Genomic DNA, 25,473 nt, shown 5'->3' with positions numbered 1-25,473 from the left:
ATAAGGAGGCTGCTGTAATGACAATGAAAACAGAGTCGATTAACCTCGTCACTGAAATTCCTGGACCAAAAGCGGCAGAGCTGCTAAAAAGAAGAGAGCAACATGTCCCGAGAGGTCCATTTAATACCGTTCATACCTTTATTGAAAAAGGTACTGGTGCATTAGTTACCGATGTCGATGGAAATACATTTATTGATTTTGCAGGGGCGATCGGGTCTTTAAATGCTGGGCATTGTCCACCAGCGGTAGTTGAGTCGTTAAAAACACAATTGGAAAAATATTTACATCCTTGTTTTCATGTGATGATGTATGAACCATATATAGAGTTGGCAGAGAAATTAAATCGAATTACGCCAGGTACTCATAATAAAAAAACTTTTTTTCTAAGCAGTGGTGCTGAAGCTGTTGAAAACGCCATCAAAATTGCGCGGAAATATACAGGCAGAAGAGCAATTATCTCTTTTGAACGGGGGTTTCATGGTAGAACATATATGGCAATGTCTTTAACAAGTAAAGTGAAGCCATATAAAAATGGCTTTGGTCCCTTTGCCCCAGACACGTATAAAATGCCGTACCCTTATTATTATCGTGCGCCTGAAGGGATGACGAGGGAAGATGTTGATGAACAGATAATTAAACAATTTCACAACTTTTTCTTGAGTGAAGTGCCGGCTGAAGACGTTGCTGCCGTAATTATGGAGCCGGTTCAAGGAGAAGGGGGATTTATCGTTCCTTCTAAATCCTTTGTCCAAAGAATAAAGAAAATATGTGAAGAAAACGGAATACTCTTTATTGCGGATGAGGTCCAAACAGGTTTTGCAAGAACAGGGAAAATGTTTGCGATGGAGCATTCTGAAGTCATTCCTGATTTAATGACGATGTCAAAATCGATTGCCGCAGGACTCCCACTCAGTGCGGTCACAGGAAGAGCGGAGATAATGGATGCACCTTCAAGCGGTGAAATTGGTGGAACATATGGCGGGAGTCCTTTAGGTTGTGTCGCCGCGTTAGAGGTCATAAAAATGATTGAAAAGGAAAATCTTACAGAGCGTGCAAACAAAATAGGGGAGTCGATCGTTCATTTTTTCAAGCAGCTTCAAGAGGACATTGCATTTATTGGTGAAGTTCGCACACTAGGTGCAATGACAGCGATTGAAATTGTGAAGAACAGAACTGAAAAAGAGCCGGATAAGGAGTTGACAATGCAGATTCTTCAGGAGGCCCATCGCCGTGGTTTAATTTTAATGAGCGCAGGGTTATATGGCAATATTATTCGCATTTTAAGCCCGTTAGTGATTACAGATGATCAGCTTGATGAAGGCTTGGCTGTGTTAAAAGAAGTAATGTTTCATTTAAAACAAACCGGAATTAAACGATCATAATGATTTAGGCTCTAATTCGATGAAAGGCGAACCTCACCTCGAATTCATTGGATTAGAGCTATTTTTCAGCATCATGAAATATAAAACCCGGTTTAAGAAAAAACGAAGCCTTCATCGTTGCATATACAAAATTTGTGAATAATGGGTTGTGGACGAATGGCTATGTTTGAGCGTGATAAGTCGAAAAAAAAGTAGGATTTATGTATAATGACCATAAAATATCATTAGTTTTGATCCAAAAGATTGGGACGAACGATACAAGTAATTCAATTGCCAGACGTCAATAATAAAACCAGGCTTTGTTTTATGTCTATGTTGATTTTTATCAACAGGATTGTTTAACAAAGGCTAAAATCAAAATGGAGAGTAAAATGATGGATGATAATCTATTCGAACAGATCGCAACTAAATATGATACGGAACATAGGATAGAATTAGCGAAAGTAATCGCAGCTGAAGTAAGAGCTGAATTGCAAGATAGTCAGTCAAAAACTTTAATGGATTATGGCAGTGGCACAGGTTTAGTTAGCTTGGAACTATGTGATGTATTAGATTCCATTTTACTAGTAGATTCAGCAAAACAAATGTTGGAGCTTGCGAAGGCGAAAATTTCCCGAAAAGGAATCACCAACGCGCAAGTGCTTTATTCTGATTTTACTAAAACTGCATCAGAACATAAGGCAGATATTGTTTTAATGTCACTAGTACTTCTCCATATCTCAGATACTAAAAAAATCCTTCAAGAGTTATTCCATATTTTAAATGCGGGTGGTAAGTTAATCATTGTGGATTTTGACAAAAACGATGAAGTATTTCATCCGAAAGTTCATAATGGGTTTGTACATGAAGAGCTGAAAGAAATTTTGGCGGAGGTTGGATTTAAAGGAACTAAGCTTAGAACATTCCACCATGGTAAAAATATCTTTATGAATCAAGATGCTTCAATGTTTATCTCCAGTAGTTTAAAGTAAATTTTTTGTTTAACGAATGGGAAGCCCACCTGAGCCCATAAAAAGCTCAGGTGGGCCAGTTGATTTCAGTGGTTCTTTTGCGCTTTGTTTTTTGTTGCGTGGAAGCTACATATGAAACAATAGTAACTGGCCGGTTGGTGAGGTGCAACGATGCGTTTTATCAAGTGCTCCTATTTCATTTAAGCGCTTTTCCCCTATTTGCTTTGCTTCATCATCGCTTTTCGCTTCAAATGCTTCGTCCAGAATTTTTTCTCCATTCGATTCAAATGCAGTCAGTTTATAGATTTTCATCGAAAAGATTCCCCTTTATTTAGTAAATTAAATTGCGTAGTAGAACGGTTACATCAAGTTTCAATGATAATTTTCACATAATCATTTAAATTTTGCAAAAAGTTTCAATTTTTATCGTGTTGATTTTTCGGCCCATTTCGTGCCAAACCAAAGGTTCATTATCAATAATTATGTTTAACAAAGCTTTGTAAAAAGAAAAAATAAGAGAAAATGAACCTTTTTTCTTTTTATTTCGTATACACTAAGTAAGAAGAGGAGGATGCAATATGGTTCTAAAGTTAGAAGATGTCTCGAAACGCTTTGGCAGTTTTACCGCAGTGGATAATTTATCAATTGCAATACCTGAAAAGGAAATGTTTGGTTTTTTGGGTGCAAATGGTGCTGGGAAAACGACAACCTTCAGAATGATATTAGGTCTTTTGGATGCTACTGAGGGAAACGTAACCTGGAATGGACAGCCAATTACATATGAGACAAGTCCTGTTATCGGATATCTTCCAGAAGAGAGAGGATTATATCCAAAGCTGAAGGTAAAGGATCAACTGGTGTATTTAGCTCGACTAAGAGGAATGAAAAAAGAGGAGGCATTAGAAGAGTTAAAAAAATGGCTTGATCGTTTTAAGGTTCCTGAGTATTTAGATAAACGGGTAGAGGAGCTTTCAAAAGGTAATCAGCAAAAGATTCAATTTATTGCTGCTGTTTTACATAAACCTAAGCTGCTTATCCTTGATGAACCGTTCAGTGGACTTGACCCAGTTAATGTGGAGCAGTTGAAAGAAGCCGTTCTAGAAATTAAGGAGAATGGAACGACGATCGTCTTTTCTAGCCACCGGATGGAGCATGTAGAAGAGATGTGTGAGCATTTATGTATTATGCATCGGGGACGTCCAGTTGTTCATGGCTCGCTAAAGGAAATTAAAAGAGCTTTTGGAAAAAAGAACTTAATCATACATGCTGACTTTGATTTATCTGCTTTTGAGAACTACCCTGGTGTTACAAAAATGAAGAGAACGCCAGAAGGTGTGCATTTGCAAATTGAAGGAGAGCATGTCGCAGAGAAGATTTTAAAGGATATTGTCGGAAAAGGGTTTGTTCGAAGATTTGTGCTTGAGGAGCCTTCTTTGAATGATATTTTTATCGAGAAGGTAGGTGCTTCATATGAATAATTTCTGGATTATTTTATCACACACGTATATGAGTAAAGTAAAAACCAAGTCATTTGTGGTGACGACTATTTTGACATTAGCGATCGTTATCGGTCTCTCCAATATGACGAATATCATTGGTTTTTTTAATAAAAATAGCTCAGAAAAAATTGCTGTAATCGATGAAACGAGCGAGCTTTTGTCACCGCTTCAAGAACAATTAAAGTTAACGGACAGTGAACTGATTTTAGAAAATTACGAGGCAGGGGCTAAAGAAGCTGAAAAAGCTGTGGAAGAAGGGGAATATAGTGGATTATTAATTTTGGACGTTGATGAAGCTAATTTACCAGTCGCCACTTACAAATCGATGAGCATTTCAGATGTGGAATCGTATACCGTCCTTCAATCAGGACTACAGCAAGTCAAAACACAAATGGCAGCAAATCAAATTAATTTAACCCAGGAACAACTTGCCGCTCTTTATGAGCCGGTTTCAGTCGAAAGAGTTGCTTTAGAGGAAAATGCAAAAACTGAAGAAGAGCTTAGTCAGGCAAGAGGACTTGTTTATGTGTTATTATTTGTTATTTACTTTGCTGTTATCATGTATGCAAATATGATTGCCATGGAAGTCGCGACTGAAAAATCTTCCCGTGTGATGGAGATTTTAATTTCAAGTGTCTCTCCAATTAAGCAAATGTTTGCAAAAATATTAGGGATTGGACTTTTAAGTTTAACACAGCTAATTTTGTTGCTAGGAGTTGGATATTTTTCAATTAAGCAAAATCTCGATTCGATGGAAGGCGGATTTTTCAGCGTTTTTGGATTTGGTGCAGTTTCCGTATCGACGATCGTGTATGCTGTCATATTCTTTATTCTAGGCTATTTCCTTTATGCAACTTTAGCTGCGTTCTTAGGATCGCTTGTTAGCAGAATAGAGGATGTTCAACAAATGATTACGCCAATGACATTGTTGGTTGTTGCCGGCTTTATGCTCGCCATGTTTGGTCTTGGGAATCCCGATGCCCCATTTGTCGCAGTTACTTCGTACATTCCGTTCTTTACGCCAATGCTGATGTTTATGCGCGTCGGAATGCTAACCTTACCAGCTTGGGAGCCAATTCTCGGGATTGCAATCCTGCTTGTTTCGATTATCTTACTTGCGATATTTGGAGCGAGGGTTTATAAAGGAGGAGTACTTATGTACGGTAAAACAAGCTCCTTTAAAGATATTAAGAAGGCCCTTCAGATGACGAAGTCAGAGAAATAATCAATACTTGAAAAGTTATTTTATGGGAATTAATAAGTTTACTTGCCTTTTCCAATTTATTCTGTTATGCTTAGTAAGAATTATTTTTGTTCAGAATTTAAGGGAAGAATAATATATTTTCGCCTGGAAGAGCAAGAATAGTAATACATTTGTGCGTTTAATGCACATAGGAGGCAACATACATGGAAAATGGTAAAGTAAAATGGTTTAACGCAGAAAAAGGTTTCGGATTTATCGAGCGTGAAGGTGGAGAAGATGTATTCGTTCATTTCTCAGCTATCCAAGGCGAAGGTTTCAAAACTCTTGAAGAAGGTCAATCAGTAACTTTTGACGTAGAACAAGGTGCTCGTGGACCTCAAGCAGCTAACGTTAACAAAGCTTAATTAATTCGAACTTTCAGAGCAGACTCATTTATGGGTCTGCTTTTTTGTCGTTTACAAAATGCGTGAATTAGTCTCACAAACTTCAGATCCTCTTAAGTAATTGCTCCGCAATTTCCTTTATCTCCAAAATATAGTTGTACGGATAAAAGTATGAAGGAAACTGACTTAGATTTATCATGACAGGAACAATTCGGATATTCATGGTTCTGAAGGAGTCTTACGCTTGTTCATGGTACTTGCTAGAACGTATATTCGATTTTATGGTAAGATATTAGAAAAGCTAATGTGAGGAAGCAGTTATGAAGAAAATAAGATTTATCCATGGGGCAGATTTACATATTGATAGTCCGATGCTTGGCTTACAAGCATTGCCGGACGCCATTTTTAAAAGAATTTTGGAAAGTACCTTTCGAGCGGCTGAGAATTTAGTGAATGCGGCCATTTTCCACCATGTTGATTTTGTCGTTTTAGCTGGAGATTTATTTGATCTAGAAGACAGAAGTGTGCGGGCTCAAGTGTTCCTTGCTAAACAACTGGAACGATTAGAGAAGGAAAAGATTGATGTTTTTATTGTTCACGGTAATCATGATCATTTAGGCGGAAAGTGGACGGAAATAAGACTTCCTGCTAATGTACATGTTTTTAAAGAGGAAGTCGAAATAAAGGAATTTACTGCTAAAAACGGAACAAAGGTTTATTTATATGGCTTTAGCTATCCAGAAAGACATGTATTTGAACGAAAAATTCACAGCTACAAACGAAAGGCTGGGGCAGATTTTCATATTGGAATTCTCCATGGCAATGCGGAGGGAAGCTCAGATCATGGAAATTATGCTCCTTTCCAAATAAAAGATTTGCTTGAAAAGGAGTTTCATTATTGGGCATTAGGTCATATTCATCAGAGAACAGTTCTTCATGAGAATCCACCCATTGTTTATCCAGGGAATACGCAAGGAAGACATAGAAAGGAACAAGGTCAGAAAGGCTGTTATTTGGTTGAGTTGAAGGAAGCTGCTGCAACATTTGATTTTGTTGAAACGAGCGAGATAATTTGGGATGAAATAACAATTGATGCTGCCAACATTTCCACCTTTGACCAATTATATCGTCTGTGTCTTGAAAAAATGGAGGAAGTTAGAGTAGAAGAACGCGGTATTTTTACAACCCTGAAAATCATCGGCTTGCAAAGGTTTGATTCTGCTCTGCTAGATGAATTATTAGAAATTTTGCAGGAAGAAGAAAAGGATGAACAGTCATTTGTATGGGTTGTTCGAATAATAGCTGAAGAGAAATTTTCTTGGAATCAAACGGAATTGGCGAAGGAATCTGATTTTTATGGAGAGCTTTTTCAAACGGTGAAGAGTTTTACAGAAATAGAGGAAGCGATAGCACCACTCTATAAGCATCCTGGTGCAAGAAAATATTTAGCGCCGCTTTCTGAGAGCGATGTACAGGAAATAGCGACAGATGCTGAGGCTTTATTAATGAAGAAGCTACTAAAGCAGTAGGGGGTGAGATGTTTGAAAATAAGAGAACTCCATATTTACGGTTATGGCAAATTGGAAAATGTAACCATTAAAAAAATCCAAGATTTAAATGTTTTTTACGGGGAAAACGAAGCGGGAAAATCAACGATTATGTCATTTATTCATAGCATTCTCTTCGGTTTTCCTACAAAGCAGCAAAATGAACTGCGCTATGAACCAAAGAAAGGTGCGAAATATGGTGGTCAGCTTGTACTTGAGCTGAAAGAAGGAAAGGCAACAATCGAACGTGTGAGGGGAAAAGCAGTCGGTGATGTCACTGTTCTATTGTCAGACGGCAGAAGCGGCGGCGAAGAATTGCTTAATGAGCTTTTATGGCGGATCGATAAAGGGTTATATCAGTCAATCTTTTCTTTTAATATACATGGTTTGCAAAATGTGCATCAACTGAAAGGGGAGGATTTAGGAAGGTTTTTATTTTCTACTGGAACAGTAGGTACAGAGCGTTTATTAATAGCTGAAACTGAACTTCTTAAAGAGATTGATAGTTGGTTCAAACCAAATGGGAAGAAACCTGCTATTAATGAAAAGTTAAGGGAGATAAATGGTGTTCATAAAGAGCTAAAACGGGCAGAACAACAAAATGAACAATACGGGGAGCTTCTAAAGCAAAAGAGTCAAATCGAGGAAACCATTCAAATGAAACAAAAAGAAATGTACGGTCTTCAGAAGAAGTTGCAGCAATTGGAAGAATGGGAAAAGCTGTTGCCAATTGTAAAAGAAAGACGATTGCTTCAAAGCCAATTGCAACAGTCTGAAGACGTTTCTTTTCCGACAGATGGGCTTCCCCGACTTGAACAGCTACAGCAGCTATTAAAGCCGTTAGAAGGGCAAATGAAGTCTTTGAGTGAGCGCAATAAGCAAATGGAAGAAGAATTAAAGCTTCTTGAACCAAACCGCCAGTTTATTGAGGCAGAAACTGAGATACAACAGATTGTTGAACAGGTCACCCTTTATCAACAGATGAAAGAGGAGATAGAGCAGTGGCGGTTTAAACGCGAGCAACTGACTGAGAAAATTGAAGACATAGAGAGCATGCTCCATTTATCTATGGATGAAGACAGGCTGAATCATGTAAATACAAGTATTTTCATGAAGGATAAAGCGGCCCATGCTGAGAAAAAACAAATTCGACTGCAGGAGCAAAAACTCGAGCTTGATCAACAATTTATAAAAGAACAAGAGGAATTAGAAAGGCTGGAACATCAAATTGAGCAGCTACAAGAGGAGTTACTGCCTGAAGCTGTTCGAGAAGAGAACGAAAATAGACTGCAACGTTGGAAGCGGAAGGATTTAATAGAGAGGGAACTACATAGTATTGGCGATAAAATACATCTTCTAAAAATGAATAACCAGAAAGAGAAGGAGCAGCTTCGCTCCAATCAAATACACTCTCTTTTTTTGGTGGGTCTTTTTGTGATATTGGCGATTTGGGGACTCTTTCAGGCACAATGGGGTCTTGTTGTTATTGGTGCTATCGGGATTAGTTTTTCTGGGTATAAGCTGTTTGTAAGGAGGAAAACTCGGCAAAAAGAGTTTGAAGTTGAACTACAGCGCTTAAAAGAAGAAGAAGTTTCACTAAAAACAGAAATGAATGATTTTTCTGATGCAGATGTTTCTTTCATAACGGAGCAATTAAAGCGGGATCAAGCTCTAAGAGAGCAATTAACAGTCATGAAAATTAAATGGGAGCAGCAGAACAATCAATATGAAAAAGTACTTCATGCCTTTGAAGCTTGGGAGCAAGAAATGAAACAGCATGAAGAGTTTTTACTTCAGCTTGGTCGAGAACTTTGCTTATCGAAGGAATTGGCTTTAAATCATGTTCACGAAGCGTTTCTGTTGATTTCAAAGCTAAAGGAATTAAAAAGGGAAGATCGCAATCTTGATTCGCAATTGCTGAAAAAGGAAGCGGATGTGAAAAATTTTGAGGAAAGAATTGAGCGTATATGGACGAGGTTTTTCGCTCCGTCTTCAAGTTCGATTGGAGATAAGATTTATATATTAAGAGAACAGTTAAAGAAGGAATTTGTCAACAAACAAAAGTATGAAGCGTTGATGGAGAAACAGACAGAATTAGCTGAACAGCTAGAACATGTAACAAGAGAGTTTGAGCATCTTGAGCAGGAAAAGAGCACATTATTTGCGATGGCGCAAGTCGATTCAGAAGAAGCATACCGCTTAAAAGGCAAGGAGGCTGAAAGGAGACAGCAATTAGCATTAAAAGCAGAGGAGTTATCAAGGCAACTCAAATTATCTCTTTTAGAGATTGATGCAATGGAAGGGATAGAACCACAAATTGAAAGAGAAATGACGGTTAGGGCATTGCATGCTGTCAAAGATGATATTCAAGTGCTCCAGCAATCCTTGGCAGAAGTAAAGCATCAAATTTCCCTGCTTGAGGAGGGCGGGGCATATGGTGAACTTCTTCATAGGTATAGGCAACTCCAGTCTGAGTTAGATGGAATAGCAAAGGAATGGGCGAAGCGCATGGTTGCAAAAGAAATGTTGCAGAAGACTGTCAATCGTTTTAAAGAAGAACGTCTGCCATCAATGTTAAAAAAGGCAGAACAATATCTAGCATTTTTAACAAATGGAAATTATTTAAGAATCCTTCCCAAAGCGGAGGCAAATGGATTTCTGATAGAAAGGGCGGATCATGTTCTTTTTGAAGCGAATGAATTAAGTCAGGCAACGATGGAGCAGATTTATTTTTCGCTGCGCTTAGCCCTTGCGACAACAATCTATAAAAAGTATCCTTTTCCCATTATAATAGATGATAGTTTTGTTAATTTTGACCACGTACGAACGTCAAATGTAATTGAATTATTACAGAGTATAAAAGATAATCAAATTCTTTTCTTTACATGTCACCAACATTTACTAAGTTATTTTGAAAAAGAGGAAGTCATGAGCATGGACAATCTTATAAGTAAACATAGTAGCATTTCTATTTTTTAGACTTTATTTTGTTCATTTTCCAGCGGTGTAAGGAAGTCAAAATGAAGTAAAAATTAACGGCCTAAAATAAATTTGCCTTGAATTAAGCTGGTTCGCTTTTTACAACGATCCTCCATGCGTATGCTATAATAGTTTCATAGAAAGGGGCGTCTATTCATATGAGTAAGGGTATTCTCCAGCATGATGTCGGGGAGCAAGTTGAGAAGTTTCTACTTATAAAAAGTTCTGTAAAAGGTACAGCCAGCAACGGAAAACCATTTTTAACTCTAATTTTGCAGGATCAAAGCGGTGAAATAGAAGCGAAGCTTTGGGACGCATCTGAGGCGGATGAAAAGAACTATAGTGCGGAGAAGATTGTGAAGGTGTTGGGTGATATCCAGAATTATCGAGGGAGAAATCAATTAAGACTTCGGCAAATTCGTCCCGCAACTCCGACGGATGGAGTTAATCTTTCAGACTTTTTATTAACGGCACCTGTCAGTAAGGAAGAAATGCTAAGCAAAATCACACAATATATCTTCGAAATGAAGAATCCAAATATACAAAGAATTACGAGGCATTTGCTAAAAAAATATCAGGATGATTTCTTAGAGTTTCCAGCAGCGACTAAAAATCATCATGAATTTGTTTCCGGTTTAGCTTATCATGTCGTCAGCATGCTGGATTTGGCAAAGGCTATAGCAGGGTTATATCCAAGTCTTGATAAAGACCTGCTGTATGCAGGTGTATTGCTCCACGATTTAGGCAAGGTAACGGAGCTTTCAGGTCCGATTTCCACAACTTATACAGTTGAAGGGAATTTACTTGGCCACATTAATATTATGGCATCTGAAATTGTCCATGCGGCAAATGAGCTTGGGATTTCCGGTGAAGAAGTAGTTATACTGCAACATTTAGTGTTGTCCCACCACGGCAAAGCCGAGTGGGGAAGTCCGAAGCCGCCATTGATTAAAGAGGCGGAAATTCTCCATTACATTGATAATATTGATGCGAAAATGAACATGCTTGACCGGGCGCTTGAGCGTGTCAAACCAGGAGAGTTTACGGACAGAGTATTTGCATTGGATAATCGCGCCTTTTACAAGCCTACTTTTCATAACTAAAAAAATGGTAGCCGTATGCGAGCAAGCTCGAGCATGGCTACCGTTTTTCTTATCGTTTAGAGCAAATATAAAGTATATCTACGTCTGGCCCAAATAGTAAAAGTTTAGTAAACTTCAAATACCCTTCGCTACGGTAAGTCATTCAGGGAATAGTATCGCATTTATCGTTCGTGCTGCCAAAAGTAGGCTCTTTAAGTAGTCAGCTTAAAAAATGATAATAGTAGCTGAGAAAAAGCGATTTTACCTGAAAATATCGCATGAAGGAGAAATACTGTTGACATGAATCTTCTGCCACCAGTCGAACTCAGCAATAATCTCTATTGCTACGTTCATATTTTAAAGACTTATGCATACAATGGAACCAATAAGGCTTGTACAAATCTATATATGTGGAGGAAGAAAATATGGGTGTGCCTATTTGGGTAATAGTGATTGTTGGTGGTATTGTCATAAGCGCCTTTATGGCTGTTAAAACAGGCAGAGAAGAAAGAGAAAAAGAAAGAGAACTGATTGAAAAAGAGGGAGAAATTTATATGGAGCGGTTGGAAAAAGCGAAAGAAGAAAAAACGGAGAGCCGTTCATTTGGCTAATTTCCAATGGTAGCTTAAATAGAAACAGTCTGAACATCAAGAGATGTTCAGACTGTTTTTGTATAAAGTATTATTTTTCATCAGATTCAGTATTTTTTTCAGCTTCTGTACCCTCTGCACCTTCGTCAGACTGTATAAAGCCGCTTAATTCTTTATCACTGATTTTCACATTAGCCTCTTTCAATTCTTTCTGAAGTGTTTCACTCATCATAGTGTTATCGATTTTTGATACTTTTACTTCATACTCAATCTCAGCTCTCATGTCTTCTAGAGGTTTCTTCTCTTCTTTTTCGGTTACTTGGATGATATGGAAACCGTTGTCAGATTTGACAGGTTCGCTAATTTCATTCACATCCAGTGCATAAGCCGCTTCTTCGAATGGCTGAACCATCATTCCTGGACCAAACCAGCCTAATTCGCCGCCTTCTTCAGCAGAGCCAGGATCTTGTGAGTATTCTTTTGCTAATTCTGCAAAATCTCCACCATCATCAAGCTTCGCTTTCACTTCTTTTGCTGTTGCTTCGTCCTCAACTAAAATATGACGAGCCTTAATTTGCGGCTTGTAGTTATCATAGTATTCCTGAACTTCTTCATCTGTTACTTCCATATCGGCAGTAGCCGCTTTTTCAACGAGAAGGTCAAGCTTTAGGCTATCTTTAAAGCTTTCCTCTGTCATATTGTATTGCATTAAGGCCATTTCGAAGTTTGCCCCTAACTGCTCTTTCACTTCATTGAATTTTGCGTCAAGCTCTTCATCCGTTACTTCATATTTTTCAGATAAGATTTTTTCATACACAAGTTGTTGAAGGACATTTTGTCCATAGGACTTTTTCATTGCTTCATAAAGCTCGTCCTTTGTAATATTGCCTGCTTTTGTTTCTGCGACTGTCTCAGAATTACCCCCGTTGTTACATGCAGCTAACGTAACGATTCCCACAAGTAATAATAGGGAAAGGACCCACTTTTTCATTAAAACAACTCCTATAATTAAATTTCTTGATTGTGACTACATTTCATAGGATAAAGAAAACCATTCCCTTATTTTTTAGCTTTGTTAAACAATATTATTGATGCAACGATTTTTGTTCATTTCGTGTGAAACTTTAGTTTCACACGAAATGAACAAAAAATCAACACCGACATATAACAAAGCCTATTTTTTATTCGTTTGTAATTTTAATAAAAAACCTATTTGAAAATGTATCACTGGTTACCACAAAGTATACTATATCATAATTTGGAAAAAGAACAAAACCATATCTATCTCCATTTTTTGTCCACAAAAATAGGCACTCTACCTATTCCAAAATAAGGACTTATACATAGGATAAAGTGTAAGAGCGATAAGCTCCTCTTCAACAAGATGAGAGGGAATCCAATCATTTTCATGTTCCATGTATTGACAAGGCGGCCATGGAACCAATTAAAAACAGATAACTTGCCAGTTCGGTAGGGGGATTATTTAGACGATCTTATCTTGGAAGGAGGTGTTATGATGGGTGCAGCAGGATACGGTGGAGGTTTTGCTTTAATCGTTGTGTTGTTCATTCTATTAGTCATTGTTGGAGCAGCATGGCTATAAGAAAAGAAGGACGATTTGAACAAAGGCTGAGTAAATAACTAAAATTAGAAAGACTTTAAAGGCGTGCAGAAGGACGGAAAAATCGGCGAAAGTATTGCTAAGGATATAAAAAACCATTTTTAAATAATATCCTTTATTATAAGCTTGTGAAGCTTTATCAAAGATACACAAAGTTTTATTGAACTTTTAGTAAAAAGAAGAACATGGATTAAGCCATGTTCTTCTTTTTGCAGTTGCTTATGTGTATAATATTTCGATGTATGAAGATATTAACAAGATGGTAATTAATACATTTATCGTTCTAAACACCTTCGCTTGCTTTTCTTCAGGGATTTCTTTTTGCAAACAAAGGGAATTTGTCAGTTTATTAATATTAAACAATATAAATATAGCAAAAACGATAAAAATGGAGATGATCACAAAATCCCTCCTTTAGGCATAATCATCAGTAAGGCTATTATTGATGCTTTGTTACTAAAATTTCAAAGCCATCTTCATTTTCCTCAATATAAGCATTTTTCGGAGCTTTTCTAATATTGATTGCATGGAGAATATCTGGAACAGATAAACCAATCTGATAAGCCATTAAAATCGTAATATAGTGAACATAATGTTCAAATAAAAAGTATGATAGGCTTAAAAGGGTCGTTATGACAAATAATGGCATGAGCAATGCAACTAAAAATAATGTTTTGGTAATTGGTTCATGAACTTTTATCTCTAAAATGGGATAAATTCCAAATTTCCACTCAATTTTCTTTTTTACTATTGCTCCTAAATGAGCAATCGGCAAAAAATGCAAAAATTTATGAAGTGGATACATAAGAATCACTCCGCATACTAGTACGGCAAAATGATTATCATATAAGGTAGTCGGAACGAGCAGATGAGACATTGCCATATATAAAATAATAAATGCTACTAACATCGTCATCAATGATATGATAAACAATCTTTGAGGTCCATATTGCTTAGTAAAGTTTATCGTTTTCCAACAATTCAAAAGTATCATCCTCCACAAGGAGTAAGTTAGGGATTCATGGTATCGATATAAATGTGCAAATCAAGATCCACTTCTGATACTTTACGATCAAAGAATAAAAAAATCAATAGGTTTCTTATTTCATTTTTAGGTTTGTTTCTGTAAAATAAGAGCGGACATAGGATTAACATTTGTCTAACTTTTAATAATATACCCGAAAGAGGTTGTTTTATGGACCTTGATACATTGCTAGAAAAAATCAATCGCCTTGAATATCATCAATCAATATTATTGAAGATGATATCCAAAAGCGATGATCAATTTTATAAATTAATTGTCGAAAAATCATTGAGTAAAAAAGACGTTGAACATTTTTACTCGATTTGCGAAGAATTAACGGCTGCACTTGAAGAGCAACAAGCGGAGGGGTTTGTCTATTTTGAATCACTTTATAAAAGATTCAAAATAGATTTGCACCCAAGCCTTGAACCAAAAGAGACGATTGAAGCTTGTCTCCGTCAACAATTATATTTGCCACTCATGTTACAACTTCAAAAATTTGCAGATTAATCCTTTATTACAAGTTCTTTTGAGGGATCCTTTTTTGTTAAATAGCCATCTTTATCATCGAATTCATTTTCAATGTTTTCAAAGGATCTTTCAAAAATTTCCATAAAGTCATCCCCATATACGTTGCGTACAATCGCCATCATTTCCACAATTTCTGGAAATTTCCCGTATAAATTCTTTAAAGGCATAGCGCCTGAGAAAACAGAATTTTTATCAGGGTCGTAGGTTTCCATCAGACTTAATAAAACTTCCTCGCCTTTTTCTGTCAATTTTATATACGTGTTGCGCTTATCGCTTTCTTTTTTGGAGAATTTGAGCAATCCTCTTTCTTCAAGCTTTTTTGAAAAGTTAAAGGCTGTGGATACATGCATTACTCCAAACTTAGCAACATCAGAAATAGAGGAGCCGTTTAAATGATACGCTATCCATAAGATGTGGTGCTCATTGATGTTTAAATCTGCCGGCTTGATCCACTGCTGCCAATCTTTCTCAATAGACTTCCATAAGGCCTTACTTAACTGTGCAATTCTTTGACTGAAAATCATCGCTTCTTTCATTGTATAATTTTTCTCTGTCATCCCCAAATTCACCCGCTTTAATATTCTTTATTTCATTATGCCAAGAAAACAATCAGAAATAAAGAAAAAATATACTAAATTTTTAGAAATTTTTTTATAGATTTTAAATAAGCTTGTAATTATGTAAAACAAGTAAGATGATATGGCGTTTTTCCTCATTTTTTATATAGTCAAAACAATGGACTGGAAATATTTACTGATGTCTATTTATACGGAAGCTATAAATAAAATACGATTAATAGAAGAAAATGTTTCATTACAAACTGATCATTTTTATAATATATTACTTTTCTGCCTCAAATAAAAAAATCCTTCTTTTTTTATAAGTTTTTTTATAGGATGGTGTTGAATATAAAAAATACATGAAAAAGAAGGATTGTATTCAAAACCTTTGCTTATTTAAGGGATGATTCCAGTTCCTGAATGGTCTTTTGAATGGAATGAAGTTCATTCTTTAACTGCTCTTCATGGGGCTTCATTTCAATCTGCCATGTTTCAAGGAGGATTTTTACATCTTTTATAAAGGAAGAAAGAGTGTCTTTTCCTTCTTTAGTAAGGGCAGAAATGGAAGTTTTTATTTTCTCAAGATCATGTGCTAACTCAAATAATTGCTGTTTCCATATATGCGTATTTTCCTTTATGAATATTCTTGATTCCTTCCCTGAAGCAGGGGCAGACAGTAAGGCTGCAACTCCTGCAGAGATCCCTCCAATTAATAACCCGAGCATGAATGATTTTTTGTTCAATTGCCTTCACCTCAATTAATTTTTATTATGTAATTGTTGTTCCTATCAATGCTCTAAACGCAGGGCGTTCAAACTTGATAAGTAGTTAAATTAAAAAATAGGTATCGTCCTTGATGACAAATATGTATAGCTTGGCCAATTGACAACAAAGGAGTAAAAGAGCTTTGACATTCGCCTCATAGCGAAAGAAACTTTGCATATATATGTATTATACCTTTTTTTAGAGGACGATAGAAAATAAAAGCCCGGGATATATAGTTGGAGAGAAAAAGGGGTGAGCGGAATTGGACGGTGTCATTTTTGGATTATTTACTTTAAGTATGGTCCTCATCTTCGGGGCCATTTATAACACAATGTCCATTAAAAGGCCTGGTTTTTATCCGCCTAAACAAGTTTTAAAGAGACGAGCTTTCGTCTTGGCTCTTGCTGGGCTCATTTTCTTGCTGCTGGGGATGTTTGTGACAGCGTTGCGATGACACAAAAAAAGGAACCCATTGTCTGGGTTCCCAATTTGTATTCACAAAATTTTTAGCTGTTGACTGTTTGCCCGGTTGTAAGCTTTGTTCTCTTTACAATTGTTAGGGCAACTGGGTAAAGGACAATCATGGCAATTGTATTGGCGGCAGTTGCCGGCAGTACAACACCTGCAAAGAGAGCTGCAAATGGACCTGGCAAGCCTACAATTAAATAGGCAGAGCCTAAAAATGCAATTCCTGAAATGATCGTACCTAATGCTGTTAAAATGGCAATACTGACAATATTTGAACGGAAATTTTTAAGGGCTAAAAATAGTCCAAAGATTGCAAAGGCAGTAATCGGTTTGTCGATGATATTTGGAATCAGTCCCCCAGGGAATGTCGTTGTTAGACCAGAAATAACCCCGGTGACAATACTTAAGAGCAGGACGCTCTTACTGTCAGGAAATAAAACGATCCCTAAAAACATCATGGCCAACATCATATCTGGCTTCATTCCGAATACGATGCCTGGCATCACCGCATGCAATACAGCACCCATCCCAACTAATAGGGCAAGTGCAACAAGGTTTTTCGTCTTCATTATCTCATCTCTCCTCATCTCGACTAATCAAACTTTGCCCCTCCTACAGTGCACTCATTGCCTGTAGCGAAAAGCTTTCTACTATTATATCATAAACATTCGTTTCGTCCAGAAGCATTAAGAACGAACTTGAAACCATTTCATAAACTCGGCTAACTGGGCAACATGGTCCACAGGTACAGCATTGTAAATAGAGGCCCGACATCCGCCAACAGAGCGGTGTCCATTTAAACCAACAAAGCCTTTTTCCTGTGCTAAATGTAAAAATTCTTTTGTTTTTTCTTCAGACGGTAAGGTGAAGGTAACATTCATATTGGAGCGACTATCAGGTTTTGCATGACCTGAATAGAAGCTATCACTTTCGTCAATAACATCGTAAAGGAGTTTTGCTTTTTCTTGATTTCTTTTTTCTATCACCTCTACGCCGCCCTCACTCTCTACCCAATCAAGGACGAGCTTTAACAAATAGATGGCAAAAGTTGGCGGAGTATTATAAAGAGATTGATTCTTGCTGTACGTTTCATAGCTCAGCATTGTTGGTAAATGGTCAGGAGGAGTTGAAATCAAGTCTTTCTTCATAATGACAACTGTTAAGCCAGAAGGGCCAAGATTTTTCTGGGCGCCAGCATAAATGAGTCCAAATTGGTCAACATTGATGCGTTTGCTTAAAATATCACTGGACATATCAGCGATGAGTGGGATAGAGCTGGAGGGATACGTTTTCCACTCGGTCCCATAAATGGTATTATTGCTTGTAATATGCAGATAGGCACCATCCCCTTCGAGCTGTTCTGTCTTAATGGAAGGGATGGAACGATACTGATCTTCCTTTGACGAAGCAAGGATGGAAGTAGGACCGACTTTTTTGGCTTCTTTAAGTGCTTTTTCAGACCATGAACCTGTTAAAACATAGTGGCCAATTTTTCCTTTCGTTAATAAATTTAACGGAATCATGGAAAATTGCAGACTAGCTCCACCCTGAAGAAGGAGGATTTCATATTTTTCAGAAATGGCTAATAGCTTCCTTAGTTGTTGTTGGGCACCAACATGAACCTCTTCATAATCTTTACTACGATGACTTAATTCCATGACAGACATTCCTGTCCCATTGAAATTCAATAAGTGTTTTTGTGCTTCTTGAAGAACTGCTTCAGGTAACGCAGCAGGCCCTGCATTAAAATTGAGTGCTCGAGTCATTTTATGAACCTCCACCGGCAAGTTTTTTTACAATATCGCTTTAAAGAATCAAAGTTTTTATGTGATAAATTCTACAGAATATAAATGGGAGTGTAAATGGTCATTTTCAAAATTGTCATAAAATATCTAAAGATGCATTTTATAGAGGTGTGAATGTGTGTTTGTTAAATTACGAGATTTTTGGGGGATTTTAACGCACCTGACCAAGGAGGTGATGGAAACTCATCCTTAGTCAGTGCAAAGATTTACAAATTCGCTTTGATTTCACTTGCAATTTGTTGATAGTCTTCCGGTTTATATTCGTTTTGGTGTGACTTCCAAACAGCTCCAAAGCCGTCACCTTCGCCATAGCGGGGAATTAAATGTAAGTGATAATGGAAAACGGATTGCCCAGCCTTTTCACCGTTATTATTAAGAAGATTTAAGCCAATTGGTTCGTATGCTCCTTTTATGGCATTTGCAATGTTCGGAACTATCTCAAAAAGATGGGCTGCTATTTCTGGCGTTAGTTCATATAAGTTTTCTTTATGTATTTTCGGAATGACGAGCGTATGTCCTTTTGTTACTTGACTAATATCTAGAAATGCTATTACATGCTCATTTTCAAATACTTTTGCTGCAGGGATTTCCCCAGCAACAATTTTGCAAAAAATACAATCATTCATTCTCAAAGCCCCTTTTCATATATTTTAGTATATTTTACCACAGGAATAACGTAAACAAAAAGAAGAACGGACAGGATTCACTTGGAATCCCGTCCGCCGGTTGAAGGGGAAATTTATTCCTTTTGTTCTGCAAATCGGGTAATTTCTCTTTGATAAACACCTCATTTTTACATGATTGTTATCTAGTGAGAAATCGATCTGTAGTTCAAGCGTACCATCCCCTTATTTCTTTATATGTTTCTCAACGTATAAAGCAGGTAGATAGTCTTTCGCCAACACCCCATTTTTATAAATGTGTGTAACGTTAGATCTTTTGGTTTACATGAACTGATTGTCCACTACAACCATCCCCTTATTGAACTTAGGAAGCTTAACTTAAGTGTTATATGCCTTAACAGACATCACTATAAAGTTTTGATGATTTTTACATCATCATATTACTTTCCCCTTCGAATATTATCATGCCCCATGCTCATTGAATTATGCATGTAGTATATGAAGGGAGAAAAGGTAGCTGCTGTTAGCATTTACAACAATTAGAAAAGGGCTATTTCTATTTTTTAGTAAAATAATTTGATAAAATGATGCTAACTAAGTGTAGGAGTTGTTGAAGATGACATTGCTGCAAATCAATGATGTAACAGGTGGCTATACTCGAAACCCTGTTTTAAAAAATGTCTCTTTTGAAGTCAATCAAAAGGAAATAGTCGGATTAATTGGCTTAAATGGAGCCGGGAAAAGTACGACGATTAAGCATGTTATTGGCTTAATGGAGCCGCAAAAAGGGGAGATTCTCATAAATGGAAAATCAATTCAGGATAATATGGAATCTTATCGAAGACAGTTCACTTTCGTACCTGAAACCCCGATTCTTTATGATGAATTAACATTAGATGAGCATTTGTCAATGACAGCGATGGCTTATGGGCTGGAGAAAAATATTTTTACAGAGAGAAAAGAGCAATTACTGAAGGAATTCCGCATGAATAAGCGCTTAAAGTGGTTTCCGGCCCATTTTTCAAAGGGAATGAAGCAAAAAGTGATGATTATGTGTGCCTTTTTGGTTCAACCGAATCTTTACATAGTAGATGAGCCATTTGTAGGGCTAGATCCATTAGGGATTCAATCACTTCTTGATTTAATGAAAAAAATGAAGGATGAAGGTGCGGGGATTTTAATGTCGACGCATATTTTGGCAACGGCGGAACGCTACTGTGATCGCTTTGTCATTTTACACGAAGGACATGTGAGAGCAAAAGGAACATTAGAAGAGTTAAGAAAGCAATTTTCGATGCCGAATGCTACTTTGGATGATCTTTATATTCAGTTAACAAAGGAAGAAGACTATGTTTGATGAAAAGGTTCTATGGAAGCAAAGGTTTGGAAATACAGTTAAAGAACTTGGCAAGTATTTTCGCTATATTTTTAACGGCCATGTCGTTATTATCCTCGTGTTTTTAATTGGAACTGCCGCTTATTATTATCAGGAATGGATTCGTACGTTGAGCGATGATTTTCCTGTAGCGCTCATAATGGCGATTATTTTAGCATTGGTGGCTACCTTCAGTCCTATTTTTACATTTTTATTGGAAGCTGACCGGATTTTTCTCATTCCTCTTGAAGAGAAGCTTAAACCTTATTTTCAACGTTCGATGATTGTAAGCTTTTTTGTGCAGGTGTATTTATTATTCATTGGGTTAGGCATTTTCATGCCGCTCTATGCTCATGTAAATGAAGGCAGCTACAGTGGTTTCTTTTTATTTTTTGTGCTCATGAGCTTGTTAAAAGGATTAAATATTATCATTCGCTGGAGAGTTCAATTATATGTCGATGTAAATGTGCATCGAATGGATTCGATGGTCCGTTATTTTGTAAACGGTGCATTTCTGTATTTGTTATTTTCACATGCCTCGCTTTGGTTTTTTATGCCGATTATCGTGATCTATGCCCTACTCTGTGCTTTTTATTTTTCACAGACAAAGCATATGGGGCTTAAATGGGATTATTTAATTGAGCAGGAAGAAAAGCGCATGATGTCTTTCTATCGATTGGCGAATATGTTTACTGATGTTCCAAAATTAAGGGATCAAGTGAAAAGGAGAAAATGGTTGGACTGGCTTTTGCGAATGTTGAAGTATCAGCATGAGAATGTGTATACACATTTGTATATACAGACATTCATTCGCGGTGGGGATTATTTAGGGATATTCATGCGCTTAACAATCATCGGAATACTCGCTCTTTATTTCATTACCTTTGGAAATGGACAAATATTGTTCGTTTTGTTATTTCTATTTCTTACTGGTTTTCAATTATTCCCTTTATGGAACCATCACCAAAATAAAATCTGGCTTCAATTGTACCCAGTAGCGGAATCATTGAAGAGCAGCTCGTTCAAGAAATTTTTGACGAAGATTTTAATGATTCAGACAATATTGTTATCAGTGCCCCTGTTTTTAAAAGCTGAATGGATTACTGCTTTGATAGCGATTGGTGCAGGTCTTGCTTTTAGTTATGTTTTTGTGAATTTTTATAGAAAAAAGTCGATTGTTTAGAAAGAAAACATATAATTGAATCCTCATGGGAAAGATAGTGGATATTTATTTGAAACCATTTTGATGGATAGTCGTATGCTATATTATCACGTTGTTAAAGGATGTATCCACGATGAACGATTACGAGCAAAAAGCTTACGAGGAAGTTCAAGCATGGAAAAGAAAGCTTTTGAAACGCTCCAATTTAATTAAGCGAGTATCAAAAAAAGCTCAGGATAAAATAAACGAAAAGATTCCGGAGAAAGTCCATAGTGTCATTACGGATAGCATTAAAAATATGGTAAAAATGACGGTAGCAGGTTCCAGTTTTACAACGAAAATGGAGATGGCAAGAAATTTATCGTTGGAAGAGCGAGAAAAAAAACTTGTGGAAAAAATTGCTGTTTATCAAAAAACAGCAACAGTTGAAGGTGCTGGTACAGGTGCTGGAGGAATTTTGCTCGGTTTAGCCGACTTTCCATTGCTCTTGTCCATTAAGATGAAATTTCTTTTTGAAGCGGCAGCAGTGTATGGTTTTGATACGAAGGAGTATGAGGAAAGGCTGTTTATCCTTCATATTTTTCAACTCGCTTTTTCAAGCGATGAAAAAAGAAAAGAGACGCTCCAAATCGTTGAGAATTGGGAGGAGCGGATAAAGGAAATTATTGATATGGATTGGCAGCAATTCCAGCAGGAGTATCGTGATTATATTGACTTTGTCAAAATGCTGCAGCTCCTGCCAGGAATCGGGGCTGTTGTTGGAGCATATGCAAATTACAACTTAATGGAGCATTTAGGAGAGGTTGCCAAAAATGCCTATCGTATTCGAATTTTAGCAAATGCGCCAAGGCTTTACTAAAATTAATCCAGATAAAACGCTGTTGATGTAATGTCGATGGCGTTTTTTTTTAGGATTTAAGTTTGCGTACTATCATTGTGGTGAAAATGAGTGCGCAAATGACGAGAGCAGCACTGATCCATATAAGTAATAAAGAGAGCCTGATTATCTTTTTCATAAGGCTTTGTTAAACAACGATATTAATATTGTTGCCAAATGATTTTTGGCTCATTTCGTGTGAAACCTTAGTTTCACACGTCTTTCAGCTATGCTGAAAGGTCTTCTGATTCCATGGAAAGAAAGGTGAAAACTCGTTTTTACCTTTCTTTCCATGGAATCAGAGAAAAAATGAGCAAAAAATCAACACCAAAATCTTTATTGAAAAGACCTCCTAGTAACAGAGCGATCTATTGAATCAGTCGTCTATTTTTACATATCGTTCTAATTTCTGTTCTTCTATGTAGGTAATCGTTTCCTTTGTTTTTGAATACAGGATAATTTGTTCTTGAATATTTGGATAAAGCTCTATGGAATATAAATCATTCAATTTAATCCACTTCACCCCGGTTTGGTTAGGGTCAGGATTAGCTGGCAGTTGGGGAGTGGTACCATTTATGATTTTACAATCAAACATGAGTTGCAACGATTGAACACCCCCATATTTATCGTTATTCAAGTGCGGAGCATATTCATAAACGAGCGCCAATGGTCCTACTTCCACATCAATGGATGCCTCTTCTTTCGCTTCTCTCATAACTGCCTCAATAACTGATTCATTAGCTTCCACGCCACCAGCTGGAAGATTATAATGTAAGCCTCGATGGTCATTGAATTCTACTAACAAAATAGAATTATTTTCGATAATAAGTGCACAAGCTCTAACTCTTATGTGGGAAGCCATGCCATCGCTCCATTCTTTTTTGGTTTTTATTTCCTATCTTCGCATGAACTTTTCATAATGTAAAATAATTAGGAAATTTAAAATAATTTAATAATCTATGAGAAAATATTTTTATTTCTTTCGTTATTAATAGTGTAAAAGCTTTTACAAAAAAGTGAAGGAGAAAATTTATGAAATCCAATGAATCGAACTTTATCACACGTCTCCAAGCTGGAAAGGAAGATGCTCTTGAATATATTATTGATTGCTATCTGCCTCTTATAAAAGGAATTGTGCATAAAGTTATCGGACCACTTCGTCAGGAAGAGATGGTGGGGGAATGTGTAAATGATATTTTTCTATCCATCTGGCAAAAGGCCGAGAAATTTCGCGGCAATGGTGAGACAGATTTTAAGAAATGGATTTGTGCCATTGCTAAATATCGTGCGATTGATTATTACAGAAGGGGAGTCAAAAAGCAGGAACTCTCTTTGGAGCATATAAGAGTACCGCCTTCACCCTCGATGGAGGTTGAGCGCGAGGATGATCTGATGGAATTGCTCAGCCAGCTGGAACCGACCGATCAAAAGATATTTATGATGAGGTATTTGATGGATTTTAACTCAGAGGAAATTGCTGAACAGCTAGCAATGACGAAGTCAGCGGTTAATAACAGAATTCATCGTGGGAAAAAGAAGCTTAAACATGAAATCTCTAGTAAAGGTGGGAACTATTTATATGAAGGACATTTATGAACTTTTAAACGATGTTGACATTGATATAAATGAATTCGAGCATGTAGAAGTAAGCAAACATGAAAGAGAGCAAGTTAAAAAGGAATTAAAAAAGAAAATTCACATGAATAAACCTTCGAAATGGAAAAAAACAATGACTGCTGCCTCTATAGCTATTGGGATTTCCTCAGCTTCTCTATTTGGCTTATCATTTACGACTTTCGCAGAAGAGATTCCTATAATAGGCGGAATTTTCAAGCTCTTTAATGAAAATGGCTTGTATAAGGAGTATGATGCGAATGCGAATAAGCTCAATCTTGTGAAGGAAGGTCAAGGGATAAAAGTAACCCTCAATGAAGCGGTGTTTGATGGGCGTGCTTTATATGTAACATATGAGATTGAAAGTGAAAAAGATCTTGGTCCATCACCTGAAATTATTGGTTTTCCTGAAATTAAAGGGAGTCACACTTTCTTTCATGCAGGAAAATATGAGATAAAAAAGACGGGAGATCATCAGTACGTTGGTATGATGACTAGCAGACTTCTTATTAATGGAAAAGGATTATCAGAAGGTAACTTTGAATTAAATATAGAAGGATTTAAGATTGACTCTGCAATTGATGGAGAACAGATTAGCGGAAACTGGGATTTTGAGTTTGATTTAAAAACCACAAAACATCACGAGCAAGTAGTGAATCTTGTAAGAGAACAAAAGGGCATTACTTTTAATGTTACTAGGATCACGTATACGCCTATGTCGTTTATCGTCAATTACGATGTATCAATCAGTAAAGAAGTAGATGAAAAGTGGGACTTCGAATTTATTGATATTAAAGAAGTAAAAGATGATTTAGGGAATGTATATGTGAGTAGTTGGGACGGTGGGTATAGTGAAGGTGATATTTTCCATTATACTTATACTTTAGAAAAACTGAACCCTGGTGCATCGAAACTAATTGTAATACCGATAGTGAGACTCTTAGCAGCTGATGGAACAGATGAAAGGGGTAATGTGTATCGTGAAGAAAACAGTTCAGCCCCTGATGAGGTTTTTGAACTTGAACCAATTGTAATAGAAATTGAAAAATAAAATAGATTTTAAAAAAAGAAGTGGATATTTTTACAAGTAACAAAGGGGGCTATCCAAAAAGTATTGCGGCTGTTCAGAAATTCGTTTTCCTTTAAATTTTTGAGAGGCAGTATAAAGTATAACTTTTGGGAGCCCACTAATACTCTAGCTTGGAAGCTCCCAAAAAAGAAAGACTTTTTGATAGGGTTCATGAGGACAAAGATCACATAGATCCAAGAAACCTTATTCTCATAAAGAGCTCATGCGGACAAAGTATCCACAAATTGAGCTCGTTCTCATAAAGGGTTTATGAGGACGAGCTCAGGTGGATTTCGAGTATAAAATTGCAGAAACTATTGCCCTTAATTTGACCAATTCTCATTGCTGGGGCTTCGATTAAGC

The 25,473-nt window shown here is 36.8% G+C and carries 27 protein-coding genes; 17 read left to right on the top strand and 10 right to left on the bottom strand.

Annotation, left to right across the window (positions count from 1 at the left end):
* Positions 1-23: 23 nt before the first annotated feature.
* Together gabT and FCJ93_RS10120 are read left to right on the top strand one after the other, a co-directional pair.
* Complete coding sequence (gene gabT / locus FCJ93_RS10125; RefSeq protein WP_137743666.1) at positions 24-1,382, top strand: 4-aminobutyrate--2-oxoglutarate transaminase; 1,359 nt, start codon at positions 24-26, stop codon at positions 1,380-1,382.
* A gap of 374 nt (positions 1,383-1,756) precedes the next feature.
* A complete protein-coding gene (locus tag FCJ93_RS10120) occupies positions 1,757-2,353 on the top strand; it encodes a class I SAM-dependent methyltransferase (RefSeq protein ID WP_137743614.1) in 597 nt (198 codons plus the stop codon).
* A gap of 105 nt (positions 2,354-2,458) precedes the next feature.
* Here FCJ93_RS10120 and FCJ93_RS10115 read toward each other — a convergent pair whose 3' ends face one another.
* Positions 2,459-2,644 carry a YhzD family protein gene (locus FCJ93_RS10115; protein WP_095309821.1) on the bottom strand — a complete coding sequence of 62 codons (186 nt, stop codon included), beginning with the start codon at positions 2,642-2,644 and terminating at the stop codon, positions 2,459-2,461.
* Between the two features lie 266 nt (positions 2,645-2,910).
* Between FCJ93_RS10115 and FCJ93_RS10110 the strand changes: the two genes are divergently transcribed.
* From FCJ93_RS10110 to FCJ93_RS10080, 7 genes are all read left to right on the top strand, one after another.
* Positions 2,911-3,810, top strand: a complete 900-nt coding sequence (locus FCJ93_RS10110) for an ABC transporter ATP-binding protein (RefSeq protein WP_095309823.1) — start codon at positions 2,911-2,913, stop codon at positions 3,808-3,810.
* Entirely contained in the window at positions 3,803-5,056 is a 1,254-nt protein-coding gene (locus tag FCJ93_RS10105) for an ABC transporter permease (protein ID WP_095309825.1), read from the top strand. The genes FCJ93_RS10110 and FCJ93_RS10105 overlap by 8 nt, the downstream gene beginning before the upstream one ends.
* Positions 5,057-5,238: 182 nt before the next feature.
* A complete protein-coding gene (locus FCJ93_RS10100; protein ID WP_095309826.1) occupies positions 5,239-5,439 on the top strand; it encodes a cold-shock protein in 201 nt (66 codons plus the stop codon).
* Between the two features lie 299 nt (positions 5,440-5,738).
* A complete protein-coding gene (locus tag FCJ93_RS10095; RefSeq protein ID WP_095309828.1) occupies positions 5,739-6,947 on the top strand; it encodes a metallophosphoesterase family protein in 1,209 nt (402 codons plus the stop codon).
* Between the two features lie 12 nt (positions 6,948-6,959).
* The gene (locus FCJ93_RS10090) at positions 6,960-9,944 is read left to right on the top strand and encodes an ATP-binding protein (RefSeq protein WP_170211281.1); all 2,985 of its coding nucleotides are present in this window, start codon (positions 6,960-6,962) and stop codon (positions 9,942-9,944) included.
* A 158-nt stretch (positions 9,945-10,102) separates the two neighbouring features.
* The gene (yhaM, locus tag FCJ93_RS10085; protein WP_095309831.1) at positions 10,103-11,047 is read left to right on the top strand and encodes a 3'-5' exoribonuclease YhaM; all 945 of its coding nucleotides are present in this window, start codon (positions 10,103-10,105) and stop codon (positions 11,045-11,047) included.
* Between the two features lie 404 nt (positions 11,048-11,451).
* Complete coding sequence (locus FCJ93_RS10080) at positions 11,452-11,637, top strand: sporulation YhaL family protein (protein ID WP_095309833.1); 186 nt, start codon at positions 11,452-11,454, stop codon at positions 11,635-11,637.
* Positions 11,638-11,707: 70 nt separating this feature from the next.
* On the opposite strand, the gene FCJ93_RS10075 is transcribed toward FCJ93_RS10080, so the two are convergent.
* Positions 11,708-12,607, bottom strand: a complete 900-nt coding sequence (locus FCJ93_RS10075; protein WP_137743612.1) for a peptidylprolyl isomerase — start codon at positions 12,605-12,607, stop codon at positions 11,708-11,710.
* A gap of 522 nt (positions 12,608-13,129) precedes the next feature.
* On the opposite strand from FCJ93_RS10075, the gene FCJ93_RS10070 reads away from it, so the two are divergent.
* Positions 13,130-13,219, top strand: coding sequence for a YjcZ family sporulation protein (locus FCJ93_RS10070; protein WP_137743611.1), 90 nt, complete (start codon positions 13,130-13,132; stop codon positions 13,217-13,219).
* Between the two features lie 237 nt (positions 13,220-13,456).
* On the opposite strand, the gene FCJ93_RS25435 is transcribed toward FCJ93_RS10070, so the two are convergent.
* Together FCJ93_RS25435 and FCJ93_RS10060 are read right to left on the bottom strand one after the other, a co-directional pair.
* Positions 13,457-13,636 carry a hypothetical protein gene (locus FCJ93_RS25435; RefSeq protein WP_095309960.1) on the bottom strand — a complete coding sequence of 60 codons (180 nt, stop codon included), beginning with the start codon at positions 13,634-13,636 and terminating at the stop codon, positions 13,457-13,459.
* A 40-nt stretch (positions 13,637-13,676) separates the two neighbouring features.
* A complete protein-coding gene (locus FCJ93_RS10060) occupies positions 13,677-14,231 on the bottom strand; it encodes a DUF3267 domain-containing protein (protein WP_095309838.1) in 555 nt (184 codons plus the stop codon).
* A gap of 201 nt (positions 14,232-14,432) precedes the next feature.
* Between FCJ93_RS10060 and FCJ93_RS10055 the strand changes: the two genes are divergently transcribed.
* Positions 14,433-14,771 carry a DUF1878 family protein gene (locus FCJ93_RS10055; protein WP_095309840.1) on the top strand — a complete coding sequence of 113 codons (339 nt, stop codon included), beginning with the start codon at positions 14,433-14,435 and terminating at the stop codon, positions 14,769-14,771.
* Here the strand turns inward: FCJ93_RS10055 and FCJ93_RS10050 are convergent.
* Together FCJ93_RS10050 and FCJ93_RS10045 are read right to left on the bottom strand one after the other, a co-directional pair.
* Complete coding sequence (locus tag FCJ93_RS10050) at positions 14,768-15,349, bottom strand: HTH-type transcriptional regulator Hpr (protein ID WP_095309842.1); 582 nt, start codon at positions 15,347-15,349, stop codon at positions 14,768-14,770. The two genes, FCJ93_RS10055 and FCJ93_RS10050, sit on opposite strands and share 4 nt — an antisense overlap.
* A 395-nt stretch (positions 15,350-15,744) precedes the next feature.
* A complete protein-coding gene (locus FCJ93_RS10045; RefSeq protein ID WP_137743610.1) occupies positions 15,745-16,095 on the bottom strand; it encodes a YtxH domain-containing protein in 351 nt (116 codons plus the stop codon).
* Positions 16,096-16,379: 284 nt separating this feature from the next.
* On the opposite strand from FCJ93_RS10045, the gene FCJ93_RS10040 reads away from it, so the two are divergent.
* Complete coding sequence (locus FCJ93_RS10040) at positions 16,380-16,571, top strand: hypothetical protein (protein WP_095309846.1); 192 nt, start codon at positions 16,380-16,382, stop codon at positions 16,569-16,571.
* A gap of 52 nt (positions 16,572-16,623) precedes the next feature.
* Here the strand turns inward: FCJ93_RS10040 and FCJ93_RS10035 are convergent, their stop codons facing one another.
* The 3 genes from FCJ93_RS10035 to FCJ93_RS10025 all read right to left on the bottom strand — a co-directional run bounded on the left by FCJ93_RS10035 (position 16,624) and on the right by FCJ93_RS10025 (position 19,016).
* The gene (locus tag FCJ93_RS10035) at positions 16,624-17,154 is read right to left on the bottom strand and encodes a tryptophan transporter (protein WP_095309848.1); all 531 of its coding nucleotides are present in this window, start codon (positions 17,152-17,154) and stop codon (positions 16,624-16,626) included.
* 117 nt (positions 17,155-17,271) lie between these two features.
* A complete protein-coding gene (gene serC / locus FCJ93_RS10030) occupies positions 17,272-18,351 on the bottom strand; it encodes a 3-phosphoserine/phosphohydroxythreonine transaminase (RefSeq protein WP_095309850.1) in 1,080 nt (359 codons plus the stop codon).
* Between the two features lie 245 nt (positions 18,352-18,596).
* Positions 18,597-19,016: an HIT family protein gene (locus FCJ93_RS10025; protein WP_137743609.1), complete on the bottom strand. Its 420-nt coding sequence runs from the start codon at positions 19,014-19,016 to the stop codon at positions 18,597-18,599.
* Positions 19,017-19,629: 613 nt separating this feature from the next.
* On the opposite strand from FCJ93_RS10025, the gene FCJ93_RS10020 reads away from it, so the two are divergent.
* The 3 genes from FCJ93_RS10020 to FCJ93_RS10010 all read left to right on the top strand — a co-directional run bounded on the left by FCJ93_RS10020 (position 19,630) and on the right by FCJ93_RS10010 (position 22,409).
* Positions 19,630-20,370, top strand: a complete 741-nt coding sequence (locus tag FCJ93_RS10020) for an ABC transporter ATP-binding protein (protein ID WP_095309854.1) — start codon at positions 19,630-19,632, stop codon at positions 20,368-20,370.
* Positions 20,363-21,571, top strand: coding sequence for an ABC transporter permease (locus FCJ93_RS10015; protein ID WP_095309856.1), 1,209 nt, complete (start codon positions 20,363-20,365; stop codon positions 21,569-21,571). Before FCJ93_RS10020 ends, FCJ93_RS10015 begins: the two co-directional genes overlap by 8 nt.
* 112 nt (positions 21,572-21,683) lie before the next feature.
* Entirely contained in the window at positions 21,684-22,409 is a 726-nt protein-coding gene (locus FCJ93_RS10010) for an EcsC family protein (RefSeq protein WP_095309858.1), read from the top strand.
* Positions 22,410-22,803: 394 nt separating this feature from the next.
* Here FCJ93_RS10010 and FCJ93_RS10005 read toward each other — a convergent pair whose 3' ends face one another.
* Positions 22,804-23,289 (bottom strand): NUDIX domain-containing protein, encoded by a 486-nt coding sequence (locus FCJ93_RS10005; protein ID WP_095309860.1) that lies wholly within the window; start codon positions 23,287-23,289, stop codon positions 22,804-22,806.
* A 170-nt stretch (positions 23,290-23,459) separates the two neighbouring features.
* Here FCJ93_RS10005 and FCJ93_RS10000 point away from each other — a divergent pair, with 170 nt between their 5' ends.
* Both FCJ93_RS10000 and FCJ93_RS09995 read left to right on the top strand, forming a co-directional pair.
* A complete protein-coding gene (locus FCJ93_RS10000) occupies positions 23,460-24,023 on the top strand; it encodes a sigma-70 family RNA polymerase sigma factor (RefSeq protein WP_095309862.1) in 564 nt (187 codons plus the stop codon).
* Positions 24,007-25,092 carry a DUF4179 domain-containing protein gene (locus FCJ93_RS09995; RefSeq protein WP_170211280.1) on the top strand — a complete coding sequence of 362 codons (1,086 nt, stop codon included), beginning with the start codon at positions 24,007-24,009 and terminating at the stop codon, positions 25,090-25,092. Before FCJ93_RS10000 ends, FCJ93_RS09995 begins: the two co-directional genes overlap by 17 nt.
* Positions 25,093-25,473 lie beyond the last annotated feature (381 nt).

The sequence above is a fragment of the Robertmurraya siralis genome (assembly GCF_005502275.1).
GTDB lineage: Bacteria > Bacillota > Bacilli > Bacillales > Cytobacillaceae > Robertmurraya > Robertmurraya siralis.
The sequence above is the reverse complement of the archived record's forward strand: the minus strand, read 5'-3'. Positions and strand labels throughout refer to the sequence as shown.

Bases quoted from the DNA above. Each gene is read 5' to 3' on its own strand.
- FCJ93_RS10100 (WP_095309826.1), top strand. From the start codon at position 5,239: ATGGAAAATGGTAAAGTAAAATGGTTTAACGCAGAAAAAGGTTTCGGA.
- FCJ93_RS10025 (WP_137743609.1), bottom strand. From the start codon at position 19,016: ATGAATGATTGTATTTTTTGCAAAATTGTTGCTGGGGAAATCCCTGCA.
- yhaM (WP_095309831.1), top strand. From the start codon at position 10,103: ATGAGTAAGGGTATTCTCCAGCATGATGTCGGGGAGCAAGTTGAGAAG.
- FCJ93_RS10020 (WP_095309854.1), top strand. From the start codon at position 19,630: ATGACATTGCTGCAAATCAATGATGTAACAGGTGGCTATACTCGAAAC.
- FCJ93_RS10075 (WP_137743612.1), bottom strand. From the start codon at position 12,607: ATGAAAAAGTGGGTCCTTTCCCTATTATTACTTGTGGGAATCGTTACG.
- FCJ93_RS10000 (WP_095309862.1), top strand. From the start codon at position 23,460: ATGAAATCCAATGAATCGAACTTTATCACACGTCTCCAAGCTGGAAAG.
- FCJ93_RS10005 (WP_095309860.1), bottom strand. From the start codon at position 23,289: ATGGCTTCCCACATAAGAGTTAGAGCTTGTGCACTTATTATCGAAAAT.
- FCJ93_RS09995 (WP_170211280.1), top strand. From the start codon at position 24,007: ATGAAGGACATTTATGAACTTTTAAACGATGTTGACATTGATATAAAT.
- FCJ93_RS10095 (WP_095309828.1), top strand. From the start codon at position 5,739: ATGAAGAAAATAAGATTTATCCATGGGGCAGATTTACATATTGATAGT.
- gabT (WP_137743666.1), top strand. From the start codon at position 24: ATGAAAACAGAGTCGATTAACCTCGTCACTGAAATTCCTGGACCAAAA.
- FCJ93_RS10115 (WP_095309821.1), bottom strand. From the start codon at position 2,644: ATGAAAATCTATAAACTGACTGCATTTGAATCGAATGGAGAAAAAATT.
- FCJ93_RS10070 (WP_137743611.1), top strand. From the start codon at position 13,130: ATGATGGGTGCAGCAGGATACGGTGGAGGTTTTGCTTTAATCGTTGTG.
- FCJ93_RS10120 (WP_137743614.1), top strand. From the start codon at position 1,757: ATGGATGATAATCTATTCGAACAGATCGCAACTAAATATGATACGGAA.
- FCJ93_RS10060 (WP_095309838.1), bottom strand. From the start codon at position 14,231: ATGATACTTTTGAATTGTTGGAAAACGATAAACTTTACTAAGCAATAT.
- FCJ93_RS10080 (WP_095309833.1), top strand. From the start codon at position 11,452: ATGGGTGTGCCTATTTGGGTAATAGTGATTGTTGGTGGTATTGTCATA.
- FCJ93_RS10105 (WP_095309825.1), top strand. From the start codon at position 3,803: ATGAATAATTTCTGGATTATTTTATCACACACGTATATGAGTAAAGTA.
- FCJ93_RS10015 (WP_095309856.1), top strand. From the start codon at position 20,363: ATGTTTGATGAAAAGGTTCTATGGAAGCAAAGGTTTGGAAATACAGTT.
- FCJ93_RS10010 (WP_095309858.1), top strand. From the start codon at position 21,684: ATGAACGATTACGAGCAAAAAGCTTACGAGGAAGTTCAAGCATGGAAA.
- FCJ93_RS10050 (WP_095309842.1), bottom strand. From the start codon at position 15,349: ATGACAGAGAAAAATTATACAATGAAAGAAGCGATGATTTTCAGTCAA.
- FCJ93_RS10035 (WP_095309848.1), bottom strand. From the start codon at position 17,154: ATGAAGACGAAAAACCTTGTTGCACTTGCCCTATTAGTTGGGATGGGT.
- serC (WP_095309850.1), bottom strand. From the start codon at position 18,351: ATGACTCGAGCACTCAATTTTAATGCAGGGCCTGCTGCGTTACCTGAA.
- FCJ93_RS10110 (WP_095309823.1), top strand. From the start codon at position 2,911: ATGGTTCTAAAGTTAGAAGATGTCTCGAAACGCTTTGGCAGTTTTACC.
- FCJ93_RS10055 (WP_095309840.1), top strand. From the start codon at position 14,433: ATGGACCTTGATACATTGCTAGAAAAAATCAATCGCCTTGAATATCAT.